3 protein-coding genes are annotated in these 5,349 nt (G+C 68.5%); all 3 read right to left on the bottom strand.

Annotated features, from left to right (window positions below):
* Positions 1-191 precede the first annotated feature (191 nt).
* From DE149_RS11285 to DE149_RS11275, 3 genes are read right to left on the bottom strand one after another with little or no spacing between them, the layout of a single operon-like run.
* Positions 192-1,850 carry a type IV secretory system conjugative DNA transfer family protein gene (locus DE149_RS11285; RefSeq protein ID WP_233490749.1) on the bottom strand — a complete coding sequence of 553 codons (1,659 nt, stop codon included), beginning with the start codon at positions 1,848-1,850 and terminating at the stop codon, positions 192-194.
* Positions 1,851-1,881: 31 nt separating this feature from the next.
* Positions 1,882-3,564 (bottom strand): hypothetical protein, encoded by a 1,683-nt coding sequence (locus tag DE149_RS11280; RefSeq protein ID WP_113914502.1) that lies wholly within the window; start codon positions 3,562-3,564, stop codon positions 1,882-1,884.
* 3 nt (positions 3,565-3,567) lie between these two features.
* On the bottom strand, positions 3,568-5,085 hold the full coding sequence (locus tag DE149_RS11275) for an SCO6880 family protein (protein WP_113914501.1): 1,518 nt from the start codon (positions 5,083-5,085) through the stop codon (positions 3,568-3,570).
* Between the last annotated feature and the right edge of the window lie 264 nt (positions 5,086-5,349).

Genomic DNA, 5,349 nt, shown 5'->3' with positions numbered 1-5,349 from the left:
CGGGCAGTTCCCGTGGCCATCACTGGGCAGTCCTCATGGCCGTCAGCGGGTCATTCCCTGGCCACCTATGGGCAGCTTTTCATGGCCGCTTACAGCCAGCCCCGCCGGGTTGGTTTGAGCCACCCGCCTGACGCACACGAAAGCGCCGCCCCCCCCCCTTGGAGGGGGCGGCGCTTTCGTGTGCGGGCGGCTCAGGGCTCGTAGTGCCGTTGGGACGCCGCGACGGCGGACGCGTAGGGCTTGGTGCTGTAGTGGGTGAGCGTCACCAGAGCCGCCGGGGCGCCCGAGGTGGTCATCACGGCCCGCCCGCGCGGCATCGCCGCCAGGTCCGACACGTCGAGCACGCGTTCACGCTGCACCGACGTGGACACCGAGCGTCCGCCGCGGCCGCCGGCGGAGGAGCTGCGGCGCACCACGTCACGATCCCCGACCACCTGGGACAAGAACGGCAGGAAGTCCGCGTCCTGGAGCCCGGAGCCGGCCACACGGACGTTGCTCGCGTTCCATAGTTTCCGCATCCCCTCGCGCCCGAAAGCCTCCACGCCCTGATCCCAGCCCTGGAAGAACGAGGAGAGCACGATCCCGCGTGAGCCGTAGTGCGAATACACGTCCGGCAGCTGTCGCCAGCGGCACACGTTCGCCACCTCATCGAGCACGCCCATCAGAGGCGGGGAGAGCCGCCCCGAGGGCAAAGATGCCGCGTGCTCCTCGGCCTCCGTGAGAATCGCCATCGTCAGCGCGCCGGTGATCGCCCGCGCGGTTCCAGCACCCTCCTTGGAAATCAGGAACAGGGTGTCAGTGGTGGACGCGAAGCGGCGGTGATCGAACTCAGGCCGGCCGACTTCCCCGGTGTCCCGAATCCACGGGATCACCGAGTCATAGGTGAGCACGTTCACCCACGGGCGCATCGTGCCGTAGACACCATCACGCTGCTTGGGCGTGAGGCCCTGAATCTGGGCCAAGGACTCGGCCAGCTGGCCGTGTCCGGCGGCGCGCAGCTCACGCACCGGAGAGTCGTCCTCGGGGTCTTGCGCCCAGCGGGCCACGTCCGTGATCGGCCGGCCCGACACGGCGGCGGCGAAGAACAGGTGAGAGAGCAGCCGCTTACCGTCCGACTCGAAGTACGCATCCGCCTGCGCCCCCGTGGTCGTGGCAGAGGACACGAACACGTCTGTGAGAGCTTCGGCGCGCATCATCGAGCTCACGAACGTCAGCGGGTTCCACCACCACGACGCCGGCTCACCGATGATCCCCTGCACGTCGTGGACCCACACGACGCCCTTCTCCGAGCGAGGCCCGCGCGTGAGGTCCACAATGTCCCGTTTGTTGGAGGTCGCCAGCACCGGGCCGTTGGTCTCCACGATCTGCGGCACGCAGACACAAGTGGTCTTGCCCGCGCGCGGACCCATGATCCAGGTCTGCACCCACTCCCACGAGGCATAGAGCATCCGCCCGCCGTTGGTGAGCTTCGCCAGCGGCACGCCTGGCCCCGCAGCGTCCGCGTGGAGACGGGCGGCGTCCTTGGTCGCGGCCGCGCCGGTCATCTCCTTGAAATCGCGCGGCCGGGACATGGACCGGGCCAGGTGGTCCACGCGCGACCTCGAACCACCGCCGGCGACTTTCCACCCGGCCATACCCAGCAGGGCCAGCAGCACGAGCGCGCCCACGAGGGCCACGATCTGCCAGACGCTCACCGGCAGCTGGCCCCGAGCCTGGAGCATCACCACGTCAAGCAGCCCGGCCCCGCCCGGCGCGCCAGCGGTGAGCAGTCCCACCCCGGCCCAGACGCCGGCCAGGCACAGCACCACGCACAGTGCGCCCGTGGCGACCATCCATCCGGTGTCGGCCATTCCCGGCTGAGCGCGCCGGCCCGCGCGAGGATCAGAGAACGTCAACGTTGGTCATCTCCCAATCCCGGTTCGTGTTCGTGTTGTCCTTCTCCAGCGCCGTGAGCTGCGTGTGGAACGGGATGCCCGCCTCCTTGCCGGTCTTCAACAGGAAGTTGCCCGCGCCCGGCCGCAGCCCGGCCCGGCCGGTCCACGGGTCCACGGGGGCTTCACCGATCCAGTCTGAGAGCTGGGAGACTTCTGCCCGCGTGAGTGCGAACACTTCCTCCAGGTTGCCCATCTCACCCTCAGACAGCCCACCGAGGAAGACCATCGCGGACCGCTCCACGAAGCCCCACGCCACATCGGTGAGGTGCTGCTCGGAGAGCTTCAGATCCTTCATGGTGTGCGTGACCATGATCTGGCCGATGCCCCGACCACGGTTCAGGCGGGTGATCGCGTCGATGAAATGCACCATGTCATCGGAGGCGCGCAGCACCCGCCACAGCTCGTCCATGACCAGCAGGTAGGTGCGGCGGCGTCGGCCCTCGTCGGCCGCGAGGTGGGATTCGGCCGAGACGGTGGCCGAGCCCAGGTTCCAGCACAGCGACTGGACGGCAGCCATGAGAACTGCGTCGTTCTCGTTCACCCCGGAAATGTCGAACACGGCCGGGCGTCCCAGCTCCAGGTGCTCCGACGTCGGCTCACTGAACAAGGTGCCGTAGGGGCCGGCCGGACCCAGAGAAATGAGCGCGTCGAGCAAGCCCTGAACGCGCGTGTTGTAGGCGTCCACGTCCTCATACGTCAGCGCCACGGCCCGCAGCTCCTCCGGTGCCGACTGGATGAACGCGGTCAGCTGGGGGATCAGCGGCGGGTTCTGCAACTCAGGATCGAGCATCTGCACAGCCAGGGCCAGCACCGACGCCTCATGGGGGGCCAGAGGTTGACCCAGCATCATGCCCACGAGGCCCTTCATAAGCGAGAGCCGGCGCGAGGTCATCTCGTCCAAGGCGACCTGTCGGGCCGAAGCGTCCTTGATCTGGTGCAGCCGATGCACCATCGGCCCCAGGTCCAGCGGGTTGATGTGTCCGTGGCCGGGCGAGAACGTGATGACCTGACCGCCGAGGGATCGGATGGTGTGAACGTAGTCCGGCCGCGAGTCGGCCAGGATCAGCGGGATCACGCCCCAGTTGGAGAGCACCGTGATGATGCGGTGGACCAGGGAGGTCTTTCCCAGACCCGGCTGGCCCAGCACGAACGCGGACGGGTTGGAGATGATGCCCGAGGTGAACCAGGAGACCGGATCGGCGCACACCAGGGAGCGGCGGCGAAGGTGGTAGCCCAGCGGGACGCCGACGACGGGCAGCCCCGCCCCGGCGGTGAACGGGAACATGCCGCACACCTGCACGGCCGACCCCTGCACCTCGAACAAATCCTCCAGGACGGTCGCCGGCGCGCCGCCAGGCCGGTTCCAGCCCCGAGGGCCGGGCCGGGAGGCGTTGAACGCGCGAGCCTCCGCCCACTTCTGCCACACCCCGCCAGCGCGCCGCTGGGCCTCCTTCTCGGCTTTCTGCGCGGCCTGGCGCTGGCGCTTCTCCAAACGCCCCAGCCGGCGCAGATCACGCTTGGAAAGCGTCAGGCCCTCCATCAGCTTGCGTCGGCCCAGCTCGGCGCGCTCCTCGCGTGCGCTTAGCGGCGACCCGGGGGCCTCATTGACCGTCATCTCGTCGGTGCTCATGTCTCACATCCCCTTTCGGATGCTTTCAGGGATCAGCATGTGGTCGGACAACACGAGACCCAGCGGCATACCGGCCTGGAACGTCACGGCCTGATTTGCCAGCGCCGTGCGGACGCGCAGCTTGGCCGGGGTGAGCAAAGCGGGCACCTGGCGATCCCAGAACCGCAGCTCCTCCTTATCGCGCACCGAGACGGTGACGATCAGGCCGAACCGCTCCAGGCCGGCACCCTGAGCCTCCTCAGCGGCGGTCTTCGCCGCCGCTGCCTGACGCTGAGCGGCGCGAGCGTCATAACGCGACTGCGAGCCCGCCCACACCGCATCCTTCTGCTCCTGCTGCACCAGCGCCGAGGTCCGCGCCGAGGGGATGGGCCGGTAGAGCAACGTGACGCGCTTGCGGAGCACATCCGCCTGGGGCTCCACGATCCGCGAGAGCGCGTTGGAACGGAAGTGCCCGTTAGGGCCCCGCCACATCGTCCACGAACGCGAGAACGCGCGGTCGTGCTGGAGCGTGTCGAATCCATCGACCATGAACGAGGGGCCGGCCTCCTCCCAGGACAGGCCGGTGCCCGCACCGTTGGCCTGCATCTCCTCCACCATCGGGGCGACAGTGGGGTCATAGGCAACGCGCGTGAAATCCACGATGTTCTGAGCCGTGCACACCTGCACGTTGCCCGCGCCCGTGCCCGCCAGGTTCGCAGTCAGCTCCGGGATCTTGTTGCCGATCTCCTCCGCCATCTCGGCCACGCCGCGATCCTTGTTCCCGCCGTCCATGCGCCGGCCGTCGAAGGTGACCGAGAGGCGCGCGACGAGCTGCGGCGCGCCCACGATGTGCGTCTCGAGGATTTCGTTCACCACCGCATCCGAGAACTCAGGTGCGCCCTCGCGTCGGTTCGTCTCCAGCAGATTCCGCACACGGAACCCTGAATCCGGTGAGGACTCGATGCACACCTGAGCGCCCCGGATGCCTTCATCGTGGCCCAGCTGCGTGAGCCAGTTCGCCCAATGAGCCACACGGGATTCCAGCTGCTCCGGGTCGATCAGGGAACCGCCGTCCGGGTATGCCTCGAACACCACCGTGTAGTGATGCACGTCGCGGGAGGAGAGACGGATCAGGCCGAAGGGGCGGCCGTAGGCGTCCAGGTGTTCGCTCAGCTCCGAGCGGGCCATGAGTCCGGGAAGGCGCGTGGCCCCGTCCGGGGTGCCGGCCCCCGTCGGGCCGGCGAGATAAATGTCCTTCTTCGCCCTCTCCTTGCGTTTCTGATTCCAGCGCACAGCGACCCTCCCAAATACCGTGCGCCCGTCGCGCACCTTGACTCTCATAAGCAGAATGACCAGGCCGGTGAAGCCGACCAATACGAATGCGACCAGAAACCGGCCCGTGGCGATCAGCGCGATGAACAGCAGTACGAGCGGGATCAACGCCGCCGACTGGAGGAACGTGAGGCCGAACAGGCCCGAGCGACGCGGGACGGTCAGATTCCCGAACACGCCTTGCTGGGGCTCACGGGTGGCAGTGCTCATTAGGACTCGTCCCCTTCTTCGGCGTCGATCATCTTGGACGGGTCCAGGCCCGCCGTGGTGGCGCGGAACTCAGCAGCTTGCCGTGCCGCATCCGCCATGCGGCCAGCCGTCTTGCGCGGGCGGCGCGGCGGACGGCTGCCGTTGCCCGTAGGGGTGCCACCAGTCGGAGCTGCGCCGCCCGTGGGGGCGGTGGCCCCCGTGGCCCCGGTGGGTCCGGTGTAGCCCGGTGCGTCCGTGGGTCCGTTGCCGCCGTCCCCGGCAGGG

Source organism: Micrococcus sp. KT16 (assembly GCF_003315015.1).
Lineage (GTDB): Bacteria > Actinomycetota > Actinomycetes > Actinomycetales > Micrococcaceae > Micrococcus > Micrococcus luteus.
The sequence above is the reverse complement of the archived record's forward strand: the minus strand, read 5'-3'. Positions and strand labels throughout refer to the sequence as shown.

What these genes read in the sequence shown, in the direction of transcription:
- DE149_RS11285 (WP_233490749.1), bottom strand. Translation starts at nt 1,850, where the DNA reads ATGGCCGACACCGGATGGATGGTCGCCACGGGCGCACTGTGCGTGGTG.
- DE149_RS11280 (WP_113914502.1), bottom strand. Translation starts at nt 3,564, where the DNA reads ATGAGCACCGACGAGATGACGGTCAATGAGGCCCCCGGGTCGCCGCTA.
- DE149_RS11275 (WP_113914501.1), bottom strand. Translation starts at nt 5,085, where the DNA reads ATGAGCACTGCCACCCGTGAGCCCCAGCAAGGCGTGTTCGGGAATCTG.